Source organism: Stenotrophomonas sp. X (genome assembly GCF_055721025.1).
In genome coordinates, this window is sequence record NZ_CM146756.1 from 342,732 (window position 1) to 357,500 (window position 14,769).

A 14,769-nucleotide genomic window follows, 5' to 3' on the forward strand; every position below is an offset into this window, starting at 1 on the left:
ACGATCCTGGTGGGTGCCGACCGTTGGTCGGCACGCCTTGCCCGCTCTTGGTAGGTGTCGACCCTGGTCGACACACCCTCACCCCTTGAACCGCAACCCCACGCCCGGCTCGGTGAACAGGTAGCGCGAATCCAGCGCCGAATCGCCCAGCTTGTGCCGCAGCTTGCCGACCAGGATGCGCAGGTAGTGGGTGTCGTGCTGGTGGGTCGGGCCCCAGATCTCCTGCAGGATCTGCGGCTGGGTCACCACCCGCCCGGCATTGCGCAGCAGCAGCGACAGCAGCGCGTATTCCTTGCGGGTCAACGCCACCGGTTCACCCTGCAGGGCGACTTCGCGACGCACCAGGTCCACGCGCAGGTGGCCATCGTCGAACACCGGCGGCGTGCCATCGGTCGGCACGCTGCGCGTGCGCAGCAGCGCCCGCACGCGCGCCATCAGTTCCTGCGTGCCGAACGGCTTGGTCACATAGTCGTTGGCGCCGGTATCCAGTGCGCGCACCTTCTCGGCTTCGCCGGCGCGCACGGTCAGCATGATCACCGGCACCTGGCTCCACTGGCGCAGCTGTTCCAGGACCTCATGGCCTTCCATGTCCGGCAGGCCGATATCGAGGATCACCAGGTCCATGTCTTCGCTGGCGGCCAGCTGCAGGCCTTCCTGGCCGGTGGCGGCCTGCCGCACCTGGTAGCCCTGCGCGCGCAGGCTGATGTCCAGGAACCGGCGGATCTGGGTTTCATCGTCGATCACCAGCACGCGTGCGGCCGGCACGCTGGCATCAATCGGGGTCGGGCTCATCGTGGGAGGCTGGCTTGAGCAGGGGCAGGGTGATGCGGATCAGGGTACCGCGACCGTCGCGTCCGGGCAGCGCCTGCACGCTGCCGCCATGTGCGCCGATCATGCCCTGGCAGATGGTCAGGCCCAGGCCGGTGCCGTGGCGGCCTCGGTCGCCACGCTCGACGCTGTAGAACATGTCGAAGATGCGCGCGCGCTCGTCATCGGGAATGCCGGGGCCGGCATCGATCACGTCGATGCGCAGCTGGCCGTCCAGCTCGCGCGCCTGTACCTGCACGGCGGCGTCGGGCGGCGAGAACTTGGCCGCGTTCTCCATCACGTTGAACACGGCCTGTTCGACCAGCGCCGGGTGCACCCAGATCGGTGCCAGCGTGGCTGGGATGTCCAGCTCCAGCCGCACCTTTGGCTGGTAGCGCTGCAGGCGCCGTGCCGCCGAGCCGATCAGCTCGTCCACGCCGATCCAGTCGCGGTTGATCTTCAGCCCTTCATGACCCAGCCGGGTCATGTCCAGCAGATTCTGGATGTAGCGGTCCAGCCGTTCGCCCTCGACCAGGATGGTGTCCAGCAAAGCACGGCGATCGGCTGTATCCATGGCCGCACCGTAGCTGGCCAGGCTGTCGGCCGACCCGATCATCGCCGCCAGCGGCGAGCGCAGGTCGTGCGACACCGAGGAGAGCAGCGCCGAGCGCAGCCGCTCGGTCTCGTTGCTGACATGTGCCTGCTCCAGTTCCGCCACCAGCCGGGTACGCAGCGCGGCCTGTGCGATGTCGTCGACCATCGCTTCGGCCAGCTGCCGCTGTTCGGGCAGCAGGCGCGCCTGTGCGCCGGGCAGGTACAGGCCGGCCACGCCGATCGCACGGTCTTCGCCGTCCAGCAACGGCAGGAACCACCATTGCGCACCGGCCAGGGTATCGGTGAAGCGCCCACTGGGTTGGCCGTGGCGCAGTGCCCAGTCGGCGGCAGCCAAGTCGGTATCGCCAGGCTGGTTGCGGCCACCGGCGGCGGTATCGGTGCCGATCCGCAGCCACGCCGGCACGTCCAGGGCCTGCTCCAGCGCATGCCGGCCTGCCTGTGCCACCTCGCCGTTGCCGGCCGCGCTGGCCAGCTGACGGCCCAGCTGCTGGCGCGCGCGCGCATGGCGGTTGGCTGCACGCAGCGCAATCACCTGCATGCGCAGGCGCGAGGCCAGGCGCCCGGCCACCAGTGCGGCGGCCAGGAACAGGAACACGGTGATCACGCCCTGGCGTGCACCGATGGCGAAGGTGAAGCGCGGCGCGATGAACAGGAAGTTGTAGGCCAGGAAGCACAGGATCGCGGCCATCACCGCCACGCTGGCGCGCGTGCGTGCAGCCACCAGCACCACCGCGACGATGAACACCATCGACAGGTCGGCCATGCCCACCCAGTGTTCGGCAAGCCACGCCACCGCACAGGCCAGCGCGGTAGCGATCAGGGCTTGTGCCGGTTCATGACTGATACCGCGCATTGGCGGCAGCAGGCTCTCGCGGCGCGAGCGTGCGCGTGCCTGCGGCGTGCTGATGATGGTGATCTCGTAATGCGCGCCACGCTGGATCAGCTGCTGGGTCAGGGTGCGGTTGAACATCCGTGCCAGTGGACGTTCGCGGGTCCGGCCCAGCACCAGGGTCGACACGCCGTTGTGTGCGGCATGATCGAGCAGGGCATCGGCGATGCTCGATCCATGCAGCAGTTCGGCGTCGCCGCCCAGCCGCCGTGCCAGCGCGAAGGCCGCATCGATCTCGCGCCGGGTCGCCTCGTCCTGGCGCCGGCCCTGCACGGTCACTACCGTCCACGGTGCGTCGCGGCGCTCTGCGATGCGCCGCGCCACGCGCACCAGGTATTCGCTCTGGCCGCCCCCGTCGATGGCCACCAGAACGCCGCGACGCAGGGGCAGATTGCCTTCGCCACGCGCGGCGCGGGTTTCGCGCAGGCTGCTGTCGACGCGGTCGGCGGCTTCCTGCATCGCCAGTTCGCGCAGCGCGGTCAGGTTGGCCGGTGAGAAGAACGCCTGCAGTGCCTGAGCGGCCTGTTCGGGCACATAGACCTTGCCCTGCTGCAGGCGAGCGATCAGTTCGCGCGGCGGCAGATCGACCAGCACGATGTCGTGCAGGCGGTCGAGCACGCCGTCGGGCACGGTCTCGCTGACGCGCACGCCGGTGATCCGCATCACCACGTCGTTGAGGCTTTCCAGATGCTGGATGTTGACCGTGGTCCAGACGTCGATGCCGGCATCCAGCAGCTCCATCACATCCTGCCAGCGCCGCTCATGGCGGCTGCCCGGTGCATTGCGGTGGGCCAGTTCATCCACCAGCACCAGCGCCGGATGCCGTGCCAGCACGGCATCCAGGTCCATCTCCTGCAGGACATGGCCGTGATAGGCCACGTCCTTCAGCGGCAGCTGCGGCAGGCCCTCCAGCAGGGCCTGGGTATCGGTGCGTCCATGGGTTTCCACCAGGCCCACCACCAGGTCGACGCCGCGGCGCAGCTGTTCCTGCGCGCGGGTCAGCATGGTGTAGGTCTTGCCCACGCCCGGCGCCGCACCGAGGAACACGGTCAGCTTGCCGCCGGCTTCGCGTTGCAGGCCTTCAACCAGGGCATCGGCCTGGCGGGTACGTGCATCAGTCATGGGGGCCGCTGTCATGGCCACCATTGTGCGCGCAGCGGGTACAGACCGGCATCACGGTGCCTTGGCTGCATGGTCCAGCGCGAAGTTCAGCGTCACCACGTTCACCCGTGGCTGGCCGAACAGGCCCCACTGGCGCCCTTCGGTATGGGCCTGCACCAGTGCCTGCACGCGCTCCACCGGCAGGCCACGGGCACGCGCTACGCGCGCCACCTGCAGCTGTGCGGCGGCCGGCGACAACTGCGGATCGAGACCGCCGCCGGACTGGGTTACCAGATCGGCCGGAACCTGCGCTGGCGCGACACCTTCCCGTGCAGCCACCGCAGCGGTGCTGGCAGCGACGCGCTCGGCCAGCGCGGGATTGCTGCGCGCCATGTTGGAACCGGCCGCGGCCATCGGGTCGTAGTTGGCCGCCGACGGACGCGCCTGGAAGTAGCCATCACCGGTGAACGGCTGCGCCAGCCACGCCGAGCCGCGCACCTGGCCGTTGCCGTCGCGCAGCAGGCTGCCCTCGGCCTGGGTCGGGTAGGCCAGGCCGGCGAAGCCGGTGGCGATGCCGGCGTAGACCGCGCCGGCCAGCAGCAGGGTGGCCAGGCCCAGGCCGATCGCCGGGCGCCAGCTTGCGCCATCCTGCAGGCTCGCCACGCGGGCCTCGGCTTTCTGTCCGCGGGGAAGGGAAGACGAAGTGGAAACAGTACGGTTCATGCGCCGAATACCAGGACAAGAAGGAGGTCGATCGCCTTGATCGCCACGAACGGCAGCAGCACGCCGCCGAGGCCGTACACCAGCATGTTCCGGCGCAGCAGCGCCGTTGCGGTGGCCGGGCGGAAGCGCACGCCACGCAGGGCGAGCGGAATCAGGGCGGGAATCACCAGGGCGTTGAAGATCAGTGCCGCCAGCACCGCGTTGCGCGGGCTCGACAGCTGCATCACGTTCAGTGCGGCCATGGTCGGCACGGCCGCGGCGAACAGCGCCGGCAGGATCGCGAAGTACTTGGAGACGTCGTTGGCCAGCGAGAAGGTGGTCAGCGCGCCGCGGGTGATCAGCTGCTGCTTGCCCACTTCCACCACCGCCAGCAGCTTGGCCGGGTCCGAATCGAGGTCGACCATGTTGCCGGCCTCCTTCGCCGCCTGCGTGCCGGAGTTCATCGCCAGGCCGATGTCGGCCTGGGCCAGTGCCGGGGCGTCGTTGGTGCCGTCACCGACCATTGCCACCAGCCGGCCACCGGCCTGTTCCTGGCGGATGCGCGCCAGCTTGTCCTCCGGGCGGGCCTCGGCGATGTAGTCGTCGACGCCAGCCTCGGCGGCAATGGCTGCAGCCGTCAGCGGGTTGTCGCCGGTGATCATCACCGTACGGATGCCCATCGCCCGCAGCTGCGCGAACTTCTCGCGCATGCCGTGCTTGACCACGTCCGACAGTTCGATCACGCCCAGCACGTGGCGACCCTCGGCCACCACCAGCGGGGTGGCGCCATTGCGCGCCACCTGCTCGACGCGACCGGCCAGTTCCGCCGGCACGTTGCCGCCCAGCGTCTGTACGTGGGCGCGGATCGCATCGGCGGCACCCTTGCGGATCTGCCGGCCATGTTCCAGGTCCACGCCGGACATGCGGGTCTGTGCACTGAACGCCAGGTACTCGGCATGGTCCGGCTCGGCGGTGGCGCAACCCTGCTCGCGCGCCAGGCGTACGATCGACTTGCCTTCCGGGGTCGGGTCGGCCAGCGAGGACAGCAGCGCCGCTTCACGCAGCTGGCTGGCGTCGATGCCGGCCAACGGATGGAAGTGGCTGGCCTGGCGGTCGCCGTAGGTGATGGTGCCGGTCTTGTCCAGCAGCAGCACGTCGACGTCGCCGGCCACTTCCACGGCCTTGCCCGACTTGGCCAGCACGTTGGCAGCCAGCGCACGGTTCATGCCGGCGATGCCGATGGCCGGCAGCAGGCCGCCGATGGTGGTCGGGATCAGGCATACCAGCAGCGCGATCAGCAGCAGCGGATCGACCTGCACGCCTACCGCCGCGCCGATCGCCGGCAGCGTCGCCACCACCACCAGGAAGGTCAGCGTCATCGCTGCCAGCAACAGGGTCAGCGCGATCTCGTTCGGCGTCTTCTGACGGTTGGCACCTTCCACCAGCGCGATCATCCGGTCCAGGAAGCTGTGCCCCGGCTCGGCGGTCACCCGCACGATGATCTGGTCGGACAGCACCTTGGTGCCGCCGATCACGCCGGAACGGTCGGTACCGGCCTCGCGCAGCACCGGGGCGGATTCGCCGGTCACCGCCGCCTCGTTGATGGTGGCCAGGCCCTGCACGATCTCGCCATCGGCCGGCACCAGCTCACCGGCACTGACGATCACATGGTCGCCCGGGCGCAGCTCGGCGGCAGGTACCTGGGTTTCCGCAGCCCCCGGCTGCGGCGCGGCCAGGCGGCGCGCCACCAGATCCTGGCGAGCGCGGCGCAGCGATGCGGCCTGGCCACGGCCACGCGCCTCGGCCACTGCTTCGGCGAAATTGCCGAACAACACGGTCACCAGCAGGATCGCGGTCACCGCCAGGCCGAAGCCCAGCGGCGCATTGCCGGTCAGTGTGACGATGGCGGCGACGATCGTGCCGGCCATCACCACCGCCATCACCGGGCTGCGCACCAGGTGCATCGGCGATAGCTTGCGTACTGCTTCGACCAGCGAACGGCGCAGGCCGGCGCCATCAAGCAGCGCAGGGCGCGGGGCAAGGGAACTACGGGTGGAACTTGCGTGGGTACTCATCGGGGTGTCCTTAGTGCAGTCCCAGGCTGAGGTGGTCGGCGATCGGGCCGAGTACCAGCGCTGGCATGAACTGCAGCACGGTCAGGATGACGATCACCGAGACCAGGGTCAGGGCGAAGGTCGGGGTTTCGATCTGCAGGCTGCCGGCAGACTCCGGCGCCTGGCGCTTGGCGGCCAGTTGCGCGGCCACCACCAGCGGGATGATCAGCAGCGGGAAGCGGCCCAGCAGCAGCACCAGCGAGCAGCTCAGGTTCCACCACAGCGTGGCGTCGCCCAGCCCCTCGAAGCCCGAGCCGTTGTTGGCGTAGGCCGAGACGTACTCGTAGAACACCTGGCTGATGCCATGGAAGCCCGGGTTGGAGGTAGCGGCCAGCCCGGGCACGGCCAGGGTGATCGCGGTGAACACCAGCAGGGTGATCGGCTGCAGCAGCACCAGCAGGGCCAGCAGGCGTACCTGTGGCGTCTCCAGCTTGCGGCCGAACAGTTCCGGCGTACGTCCGGTCATCAACCCGGCCAGGAACACGCCCAGCAGCAGGTACACGATGAACTGCTGCAGGCCACAGCCGATGCCGCCCCAGATCGCGCTGACCAGCATGTTGACCATCGCGATGCCGCCACTCAGCGGCGCCAGCGAGTCATGCATGCCGTTGACCGAGCCGTTGGAGACCTGGGTGGTCACCGCCGCCCACAGCGCCGTGCCGTCGGCGCCGAAGCGCACCTCCTTGCCTTCCATCAGCAGCGGCGTGGCGGCGCTGGCACTGTGCCCTTCGCTCCACACCATCGCGCCGGTGGACAGCAGCGACATGCCCAGCATGCAGCTGAACACCAGGGCGCCGAACCGGCGCCGGCCGGTGAACGCACCGATCATGAAGATCACCGCCATCGGCACCAGCAGGATGCCGACGATCTCCAGCGCGTTCGACAGCGGGGTCGGGTTCTCCAGCGGGAAGCTGCTGTTCGGGCCGTACCAGCCGCCACCGTTGGCGCCCAGCTGCTTGGCCGCGACCATCGCCGCCACCGGGCCCAGCGGCAGCTTCTGTCCGGCCATGCCGGCGCTGGCATCGATCGGCGTGGCCTGCGGGCCACCGGCCATCGTCGACGGCACGCCCTGGCTGGTCAGCAGCAGGGTCCACACCAGGCACAGCGGCAACAGGAAGCGCACGCACAGGCGCACCACGTCCACGTAGTAGTTGCCCACCGCCACCTGGCGGTCATCGCCGGTACTGGTGGCCGCCGCAGCCTGCGGCGCACGCGAGAACAACGCGCGCAGCGTGGCCACCGCCAGCGCCAGGCCCATCATCGGTGTCACCACCTGCAGGCCGGTGATGCCGGTCATCTGCGAGAGGTAGGACAGCTGCGCCTGGCCCGAATAGTGCTGCTGGTTGGTGTTAGTCAGGAACGAGATCATCGTGTGCAGCGCGGTGTCCCAGCGCATGTTCGGGATCTGGTCCGGATTCAACGGCAACCAGGCCTGGGTCATGAACACCGCCTGGGTCAGTACGGCGACCACCACGTTGCTCAGGACGAAGGCCAGCACATAGCCGCGCCAGGACATGACGCGCGAGGGATCGACGCCGAACACCTTGTACAACGGCTTTTCGATCCAGTTGAACAGCACGTCGGCCTTCATCGGCGTGCCGCGCATCACGCGCGCCAGGTACAGGCCCAGCGGCCACGCCAGCAACAGGCTGGCGGCAATAATCACAAGCATCTCGGTCATGGCAGGCTCCGCTCAGAATGACTCGGGCCGCAGCACGACATAAAGGAGATAGGCGGCGGCGACCAGCACCAGCACGCCACACAACAACGACAGCCAGGGGGACATTGCAATAGCGTCCTGGTGGAACCCCTCCACCTCAGGCCGTCATCGTCGTCCTGCCGCCCATAAACGCACTACGCGCCGGACCGTGCCGACGCGTAAAGAGTGCATAAATTCCGTGGGCCAAGCCGTAACCAGGCGCCGCCTACTGTACAGCCGGGCCCATGCTGGGCTGCTCTTTCCCAAGGTCACGCGGAGCCGAGCATGGGCTCGGCTCTACAAGCGAATCACGGCGCCTGGCTCGTCGGTGCCACGCCCTTCAGCTCGCGATAGCGCTGCAGGGTGCTTTCAATTTCCGCCTTCAGCGCCTGCTGCTGCTGCAGGAACCCGGCCTGCAGGCGCTGCTGCGCCTGCAACTGCACGTGCCGCTGACGGATCGCCTCGGCTTGCTTGTCGGCGACCTTGCCACCGGCCAGTTCTCGGTCACCGGCGGCCGACAGCAGCGCGACCAGTGATTCGCGCAGGCTGGTGACGTTGTACTCGGCGGTCTTGAGGTTGTTGTCCAGCACTTCCTGGCGCTCGGCGAACACCCGGCGCAGGTCCTCCTCGCTGCCATAGGTGGACAGCATCGCCTGCTCGGTACGCTGGCGGGTCTGCTCGGCCATCAGGTCCAGCTGCTGCTGCTGCGCCTGGGTGCTGGCCGCGGCGCGCTCTTCGTCGGTCAACGCGCGCTGGACCTGCGCATTGCGCAGGCCGCTCTTCGCGTTGAACTCCTCGCGGGCGTGATTGACCGCATCGGCTGGCAGCGAATCGCTGCAGATCCGCTCCTTGCCCTCGTTCCAGCAATACAGCTTCTTTTCCACTTTGCCGCCGTCGCGCGACTGCGCCGGCACGGTGGACGGCACGGCCAGCAGCAGGCCGGCAAAGAGAACGGCAGGAACTCGGGACATGACCTTTCCCCTGGGTCGGTCAGCGGATCGAACGGACGCCGTACTGGGCCCGGTAGGCTTCCAGCGGCTGGCGGTAACCCACAAGTTCCGGGTTGCCGGAGGCGAAATCAAGCAGATCGGCCAGCGACGCCACGGCGATCACCGGAATCCCGGCCTCTTCGGCCACCGACTGCGCCGCCGAGCGGCGGTCGGTTTCCGAGGCGATCTCCTGGCGGTCCAGGGCTACCACGATGCCGGCTGGGGTGCCGCCGGCAGCGCGGATGATGCCCAGCGCTTCGCGGATCGCGGTACCGGCGGTGATCACGTCGTCGACGATCAGCACGCGCTTGCCATTCATGTCGGCGCCGATCAGCTGGCCACCTTCGCCGTGGTCCTTGGCTTCCTTGCGGTTGAATGACAGCGGCAGGTCGCGGCCGCGCTGGGCGAGCTCGCAGGCCATCGCGGTGGCCAGCGGGATGCCCTTGTAGGCCGGGCCGAACACCACGTCGTACTTGATCCCGCTGGCATCGATGGCATCGGCATAGCAGGCGCCGAGCTGGGACAGCAGCGAACCGGAGTCGAAACGGCCGGCGTTGAAGAAATAGGGGCTCAGCCGGCCGGACTTGAGGGTGAACTGGCCGAAGCGCAGGGCGTCGGCGGTCAGGGCCAGCTGCAGGAAACGGTGGCGGTGGTCGCTCATCAAAACTCGATTCATCTTCATTTGGAGCACAAATCCTAATCCAGCTGGGCGTTTCGCGCTCGTCCGGCCCCGCGTGAACGGTGTCGCGGCGCTGCCTGGCGGACTGCGCAGCCCCACGGGCAACCGGTATGCTTGCCCGGTTTCCCGCCGCAGGTCCCCGCATGCGCATCATCAGTTTCAACGCCAATGGCATCCGTTCCGCCGCGACCAAGGGCTTCCTCGACTGGTTCCGTGCCCAGGACGCCGACGTCCTGTGCATCCAGGAGACCAAGGCCCAGGAAGACCAGCTGACCGACCCGATGTTCCGTCCAGACGGGCACCACTGCTTCTATCGCGACGCCATCACCAAGAAGGGCTACAGCGGCGTGGCGATCTACAGCAGGCGCGAGCCGGACCAGGTCATCACCTCGCTGGGCTGGGCCCCGTTCGACGACGAAGGCCGCTACATCGAGGCGCGCTACGGCAATCTCAGCGTGGTCTCCTTCTATATTCCCTCCGGCAGCTCGGGTGACCTGCGCCAGGGCTTCAAGTTCGAAGTGATGGAATGGCTGCGGCCGATCCTGGAGGAGTGGGCGCGCAGCGGCCGCGACTACGTGCTGTGCGGCGACTGGAACATCGTGCGTTCGGCGCTGGACATCAAGAACTGGAAGTCCAACCAGAAGAATTCCGGCTGCCTGCCGGAGGAGCGCGACTGGCTCAACGCCCTCTGCGCCGACCACGGCCAGGCCACCGATGTCGCCGCCGGCCGCGGTTGGGCCGATGCCTACCGCCTGCTCAATCCCGCCGGCGAGGACTACACCTGGTGGAGCAACCGCGGCGCCGCCCGCGCCAACAACGTCGGTTGGCGCATCGACTACCAGTTCATCACGCCGGGCTTGCGCGACAAACTGCGTAGCTGTTCGATCTACCGCGACGAGCGCTTCTCCGACCACGCCCCGTTCACCGTGGACTACGACCTGTGACTGAGGCCGCCAAGCCGCGCCGACCGTGGCAGCAGGTGTTGTCCAACCTGAGCCAGCGCAAGGTGCTGGCGATGCTGCTGCTCGGTTTCAGTTCGGGCCTGCCCATCTATCTGGTGGGCAACACGCTCGGCTTCTGGATGCGCAAGGAAGGCATCGAGCTGAGCACGATCGGTTTCCTGTCATGGGTCGGGCTGGCCTACACCATGAAGTTCCTGTGGGCGCCGATCGTCGACAAGACCGACGTGCCTCTGTTCGGTCGTTTTGGCCGCCGCCGCGGCTGGATGCTGCTGTCGCAGCTGGTCGTAGTGGTGGGCCTTGTCGGCATGGCGCTGGTCCAGCCCAAGGGCGGCCAGATCCAGTTCCTGGGCATCGCCTGGCAGCACATCGTCGTGTTCGGCGTAATGGCCGTGATCGTGGCGTTTGCTTCGGCCACCCAGGACATCGTCATCGATGCCTGGCGCATTGAAAGTGCTGACAACAGCGAGCAGCTTGGCCTGCTGACCTCATCCTCGGCATTGGGCTACCGCACTGCCTTGCTGGTCACCGATGCACTGATCCTGATCATCGCGGCCCGTGTTGGCTGGCAGGTCTCCTACGAGATCATGGCCGTGCTGATGGCGCTTGGCGTGGTAGCCGTGGTCATGGCCCGTGAACCCGCGCGGGAAGTGGCTGCCGTGCAGGCACAGGCGACCTCCCTGTGGACGCCGCGCGGCCTGTTCGACGCCGTGGCGGGGCCGTTCATCGCCTTCGTCCGCGAGCATCGCAGCGGCGCGATCCTGATCCTGGTGGCCATCAGCGTCTATCGCATGGCCGACTTCGTCATGGGGCCGATGGCCAACCCCTTCTATGTCGATCTCGGCCTGGACGAGGACACCGTGGGCGCCGTGCGTGGCTCGGTGGGCCTGGTCGCGACCTTCGTTGGCATTGCTGCGGCGGGCCTGGTCTCGGTTCGCTGGGGGGTGCTGGCGGCGCTGATGGTGGGTGCCGTGCTGGGGCCGGCCTCCAACCTGGCATTTGCCTGGCTGGCCTATTCGGGCCCAGACACGACCCATTTTGCTGTGGCCATGGCCATCGACAACTTCGCCAGCGGTTTCGCCGGTACGGCGCTGATCGCCTATATGTCCAGCCTGACCAGCATCGGATACACCGCAACCCAGTACGCGCTGCTGAGTTCGTTCTACGCGATGCCCGGCAAGGCGCTCAAGGGGCTCTCGGGGTGGTCGGTACAGACGCTCGCACAGGGCCGGACGCTGCTGGAAGGCTACGCGCTGTTCTTCGTCGGTACCGCGCTGGTGGCGATCCCGGTGGTGATCCTCTGCGCCCTGCTGATCCTGCAGCAGCGCCGTCGCCAGGCCTCCAGCTCGACCTGATTGCCTGCCCGTCCAGTCTGCGGGATCATCGCCCCCGACGCGCCGAGGGGGCGGTGCCTTGCGAACGGGGAAGTAAGCATGGCCGACGTTGTGCTGCGGGATCTGGACCCGCTGCTGCTGGAACGTATCCGACGTGTCGCGGTCGCCCGCGGCTGGACCCATGAACAGACCTGCGCCGCGTTGTTGGAGCAGGGCCTGTTCAGCAGTGAACTGGAGGTCCGCTCCGGTTTCGGCGATCCCGAAGTGGACGCCCTCTCCGATGCGATCGCCGCCCTGCAGGCCTTGCCCGCAGGGCAGGGCTTCGATTAGCGGCTTTGTAGAGCCGAGCCCACGCTCGGCTGCCCGGTGAATCCACGTCATGCGTGGATGGCGTCACCTCACGCCAGGTGGATTGCCCCCAGGATCCGCGGCCCCTTGGCTCCGGTCACGCTCGGCAGGTTGCCGGCCAGCCCGTCCATCGTCCGCTGCGCCAGCCAGGCGAATCCCATCGCTTCCACGTACTCCGGGTCCAGCCCGTGCACCGCGCTGGACTCCACCTGCACCTCCGGCAGCCGCGCCGCCAGCCGCTTCATCAGCTGCCGGTTGCGTACGCCGCCGCCACAGACCAGCAGGCGCCGGGTCTGCGGCTGCTGCGCCAGCAGCGCGTCGGCCACGGTCGTCGCGGTCAGCTCCAGCAGGGTGGCCTGCACATCGGCAGCGGCATATTCGCCTTCCTCCATGTGGGCCTCGGCCCAGGCCAGATGGAACTGCTCGCGCCCGGTGCTCTTCGGCGGCGGCAGCGCGAACCACGGGTCCGAACGCCAGCCGGCCAGCAGGCCCTCGTCCACCGCGCCACTGGCGGCATACGCGCCATCGGCATCGAAGGTACGGCCGGTGTGGCGCTGGCACCAGGCATCCATCAGCGCATTGGCCGGGCCGGTATCGAAGCCACGCACCGCGCCTTCGCGCGGGATCAGGGTCAGGTTGGCGATGCCGCCCAGGTTGAGCACCGCGCGGTCTTCATCGGCGGCACCCAGCATGCCCAGGTGGAAAGCCGGCATCAGCGGCGCGCCATGCCCCCCGGCCGCTACGTCGCGACGGCGGAAGTCGGACACCGTGGTGATTCCGGTCAGTTCGGCGATGCGGTTGCCGTCGCCCAGCTGCACGGTGAACGCCGGATCGGCCAGCGGGCGGTGGCGCACGGTCTGGCCGTGCGAGCCGATCGCGCGCACCTGGCTGCGATCCACGCCGGCTTCGGCCAGCAGCTGGTTGGCAGCCTCGGCGAAGTTGATCGCAATCCGCGCGTCCAGTTCGCCCAGCTCCTCCAGCGAATCCAACGGGCCACCTTCGCCCAGCGCCACCAGCCGCGCGCGCAGCACCGGTTCCCAGCGCGCGGTCAGGCCGTGCACGAAGCGGCAGCCACCGCCCGCGGGAAACTGCACCAGCGCAGCGTCGATGCCGTCGGCGCTGGTGCCCGACATCAGGCCAAGGTACAGGGGGGCGTCAGCGTCGGCAGTGGTGTTCATGGCGGGCATAAAAAAAGGACGCGGCAAGCTTGGGCTGCCGCGTCCTAGTTCGTCAACGCAGCGCGCTCAGCCGCGCTTGCGGCCGGTCGACTGCTTGTCCTTGGCGCTGGCCACCTCGGCGGCGGCCTCGTCGCGGCTGGTCGGTGCCGGGCTGGCATCGGCGTAGATCAGCTTCTCCATGCCCTGGATGCGGGCCATCGCCGGCGCGGTCTGCGCGCGGAAGGCGACCAGCTCGGCGCCCTTCAGCGGCTCCGGCGGCGGCATGGTCACGGTCAGCGGGTTGCGGTGCTCGCCGTTGACGCGGAATTCGTAGTGCAGATGCGGGCCGGTGGCCAGGCCGGTCGAGCCGACGTAGCCGATCACCGTGCCCTGGGCCACGCGCTGGCCGGTCTTGATGTTCGCAAAGCGCGACATGTGCCCGTACAGGGTGGTGTGGCCGCGGCCGTGATCGAGGATCACCACGTTGCCGTAGCCGCGCTGCACGCCGGCGAACTGCACGCGGGCATCGCCGGCGGCCATGATCGGCGTGCCGGTGCGCGCGGCGTAGTCCACGCCCTTGTGCATGCGCATCTTGCCCAGCACCGGGTGCTTGCGTGCGCCGAAGGTCGAGCTCAGCCGCGCGAACGGGATCGGCATGCGGATGAAGCTCTTCTTCAACGAACGGCCGTTGATGTCGTAGTACTCGGACTTGCCGTTGCGGTCGAAGCGGAAGCCGGAATAGGTCTTGCCCCCGGTGGTGAAGGTCGCCGCCAGGATCTTGCTGGTGTCCACCTTCTCGCCTTCGCGCCAGGTCTCGTCCATCACCACGCTGAAGCGGTCGCCCGGCTGCAGGTCCTTCGAGAAGTCGATGTCGTACTTGAAGATGTCGTCGGTCATCGTCGCGATCGCCGACGGCGACAGCCCGGCCCGGCGGGCCGCGGCATACAGCGAACTGGTGATCTCGCCGCTGGTGACCACGGTACGCGTGGAAGTCTCGCGCCGCGTCACCTTCTCCTTGATGTCATCGCCGGTCAGGCTCAGTTCCACCCGGTTGTCGGCGTCGCGATCGAAGCGGATGCTGCGCAGATCGCCGGACAGCGGCATGTCGAAGGCGATCTCGGCGCCCGGGCGCAGCTTGGTCAGCGCCTCGCGCGCACCGGGGTGCTCCAGCACCCGGTGCAGGGTGCTGGCCGGAATGCCGGCCTTGTCGAACAGATCGCTCAGGGTCTGGCCGCGCTGGATGCGCAGCACCTGCCAGCTGTCGCCCGGCACCTGCTGCTGGCGGGCCATGGTCAACGGCGGCAGCGGCAGCGCCAGACTGGTGTGGCTGTCCGCGTAAGGCGCATCAATGGTGTGCGAGAAACCGGGGACGATCG

The 14,769-nt window shown here is 68.4% G+C and carries 13 protein-coding genes (1 of these 13 cut by a window edge); 3 read left to right on the plus strand and 10 right to left on the minus strand.

Going from position 1 to position 14,769, the window contains the following annotated elements; translation table 11 throughout:
• Nucleotides 1-78: 78 nt before the first annotated feature.
• From ACZ75I_RS01525 to pyrE, 8 genes are all read right to left on the minus strand, one after another.
• The gene (locus ACZ75I_RS01525; RefSeq protein WP_180868028.1) at nt 79-792 is read right to left on the minus strand and encodes a response regulator transcription factor; all 714 of its coding nucleotides are present in this window, start codon (nt 790-792) and stop codon (nt 79-81) included.
• Entirely contained in the window at nt 773-3,433 is a 2,661-nt protein-coding gene (locus ACZ75I_RS01530; RefSeq protein ID WP_061478743.1) for a sensor histidine kinase, read from the minus strand. The genes ACZ75I_RS01525 and ACZ75I_RS01530 overlap by 20 nt, the downstream gene beginning before the upstream one ends.
• A gap of 51 nt (nt 3,434-3,484) precedes the next feature.
• The gene (gene kdpC, locus ACZ75I_RS01535; RefSeq protein WP_154350094.1) at nt 3,485-4,135 is read right to left on the minus strand and encodes a potassium-transporting ATPase subunit KdpC; all 651 of its coding nucleotides are present in this window, start codon (nt 4,133-4,135) and stop codon (nt 3,485-3,487) included.
• Complete coding sequence (kdpB, locus tag ACZ75I_RS01540; RefSeq protein ID WP_180868026.1) at nt 4,132-6,189, minus strand: potassium-transporting ATPase subunit KdpB; 2,058 nt, start codon at nt 6,187-6,189, stop codon at nt 4,132-4,134. The genes kdpC and kdpB overlap by 4 nt, the downstream gene beginning before the upstream one ends.
• Before the next feature lie 10 nt (nt 6,190-6,199).
• Nucleotides 6,200-7,909, minus strand: a complete 1,710-nt coding sequence (gene kdpA, locus ACZ75I_RS01545; RefSeq protein WP_065196049.1) for a potassium-transporting ATPase subunit KdpA — start codon at nt 7,907-7,909, stop codon at nt 6,200-6,202.
• Between the two features lie 12 nt (nt 7,910-7,921).
• The gene (locus ACZ75I_RS01550; RefSeq protein WP_005407770.1) at nt 7,922-8,014 is read right to left on the minus strand and encodes a potassium-transporting ATPase subunit F; all 93 of its coding nucleotides are present in this window, start codon (nt 8,012-8,014) and stop codon (nt 7,922-7,924) included.
• Nucleotides 8,015-8,235: 221 nt separating this feature from the next.
• Entirely contained in the window at nt 8,236-8,898 is a 663-nt protein-coding gene (locus tag ACZ75I_RS01555; protein WP_061478739.1) for a hypothetical protein, read from the minus strand.
• A gap of 19 nt (nt 8,899-8,917) precedes the next feature.
• A complete protein-coding gene (pyrE, locus tag ACZ75I_RS01560; protein ID WP_005420471.1) occupies nt 8,918-9,577 on the minus strand; it encodes an orotate phosphoribosyltransferase in 660 nt (219 codons plus the stop codon).
• Nucleotides 9,578-9,738: 161 nt separating this feature from the next.
• Between pyrE and ACZ75I_RS01565 the strand changes: the two genes are divergently transcribed.
• The 3 genes from ACZ75I_RS01565 (at nt 9,739) to ACZ75I_RS01575 (ending at nt 12,218) form a co-directional block, all read left to right on the plus strand.
• Nucleotides 9,739-10,539, plus strand: coding sequence for an exodeoxyribonuclease III (locus ACZ75I_RS01565; RefSeq protein ID WP_061478738.1), 801 nt, complete (start codon nt 9,739-9,741; stop codon nt 10,537-10,539).
• The gene (locus tag ACZ75I_RS01570) at nt 10,536-11,909 is read left to right on the plus strand and encodes a muropeptide MFS transporter (RefSeq protein WP_049455489.1); all 1,374 of its coding nucleotides are present in this window, start codon (nt 10,536-10,538) and stop codon (nt 11,907-11,909) included. Before ACZ75I_RS01565 ends, ACZ75I_RS01570 begins: the two co-directional genes overlap by 4 nt.
• 78 nt (nt 11,910-11,987) lie before the next feature.
• Nucleotides 11,988-12,218 carry a hypothetical protein gene (locus tag ACZ75I_RS01575; protein ID WP_005420465.1) on the plus strand — a complete coding sequence of 77 codons (231 nt, stop codon included), beginning with the start codon at nt 11,988-11,990 and terminating at the stop codon, nt 12,216-12,218.
• A 68-nt stretch (nt 12,219-12,286) separates the two neighbouring features.
• Here ACZ75I_RS01575 and ACZ75I_RS01580 read toward each other — a convergent pair whose 3' ends face one another.
• Nucleotides 12,287-13,414: an anhydro-N-acetylmuramic acid kinase gene (locus ACZ75I_RS01580; protein WP_134972364.1), complete on the minus strand. Its 1,128-nt coding sequence runs from the start codon at nt 13,412-13,414 to the stop codon at nt 12,287-12,289.
• A 66-nt stretch (nt 13,415-13,480) separates the two neighbouring features.
• Nucleotides 13,481-14,769 carry the 3' portion of a M23 family metallopeptidase gene (locus ACZ75I_RS01585; RefSeq protein WP_180868022.1) on the minus strand. Its footprint extends 184 nt past the window's final position, so only the last 1,289 of its 1,473 coding nucleotides appear in the window; its start codon lies off the right edge, out of view; its stop codon occupies nt 13,481-13,483.

Excerpts from the sequence above, each read along its gene's own strand:
- ACZ75I_RS01525 (WP_180868028.1), bottom strand. The coding sequence starts at position 792 with ATGAGCCCGACCCCGATTGATGCCAGCGTGCCGGCCGCACGCGTGCTG.
- ACZ75I_RS01530 (WP_061478743.1), bottom strand. The coding sequence starts at position 3,433 with ATGACTGATGCACGTACCCGCCAGGCCGATGCCCTGGTTGAAGGCCTG.
- kdpC (WP_154350094.1), bottom strand. The coding sequence starts at position 4,135 with ATGAACCGTACTGTTTCCACTTCGTCTTCCCTTCCCCGCGGACAGAAA.
- kdpB (WP_180868026.1), bottom strand. The coding sequence starts at position 6,189 with ATGAGTACCCACGCAAGTTCCACCCGTAGTTCCCTTGCCCCGCGCCCT.
- kdpA (WP_065196049.1), bottom strand. The coding sequence starts at position 7,909 with ATGACCGAGATGCTTGTGATTATTGCCGCCAGCCTGTTGCTGGCGTGG.
- ACZ75I_RS01550 (WP_005407770.1), bottom strand. The coding sequence starts at position 8,014 with ATGTCCCCCTGGCTGTCGTTGTTGTGTGGCGTGCTGGTGCTGGTCGCC.
- ACZ75I_RS01555 (WP_061478739.1), bottom strand. The coding sequence starts at position 8,898 with ATGTCCCGAGTTCCTGCCGTTCTCTTTGCCGGCCTGCTGCTGGCCGTG.
- pyrE (WP_005420471.1), bottom strand. The coding sequence starts at position 9,577 with ATGAGCGACCACCGCCACCGTTTCCTGCAGCTGGCCCTGACCGCCGAC.
- ACZ75I_RS01565 (WP_061478738.1), top strand. The coding sequence starts at position 9,739 with ATGCGCATCATCAGTTTCAACGCCAATGGCATCCGTTCCGCCGCGACC.
- ACZ75I_RS01575 (WP_005420465.1), top strand. The coding sequence starts at position 11,988 with ATGGCCGACGTTGTGCTGCGGGATCTGGACCCGCTGCTGCTGGAACGT.
- ACZ75I_RS01580 (WP_134972364.1), bottom strand. The coding sequence starts at position 13,414 with ATGAACACCACTGCCGACGCTGACGCCCCCCTGTACCTTGGCCTGATG.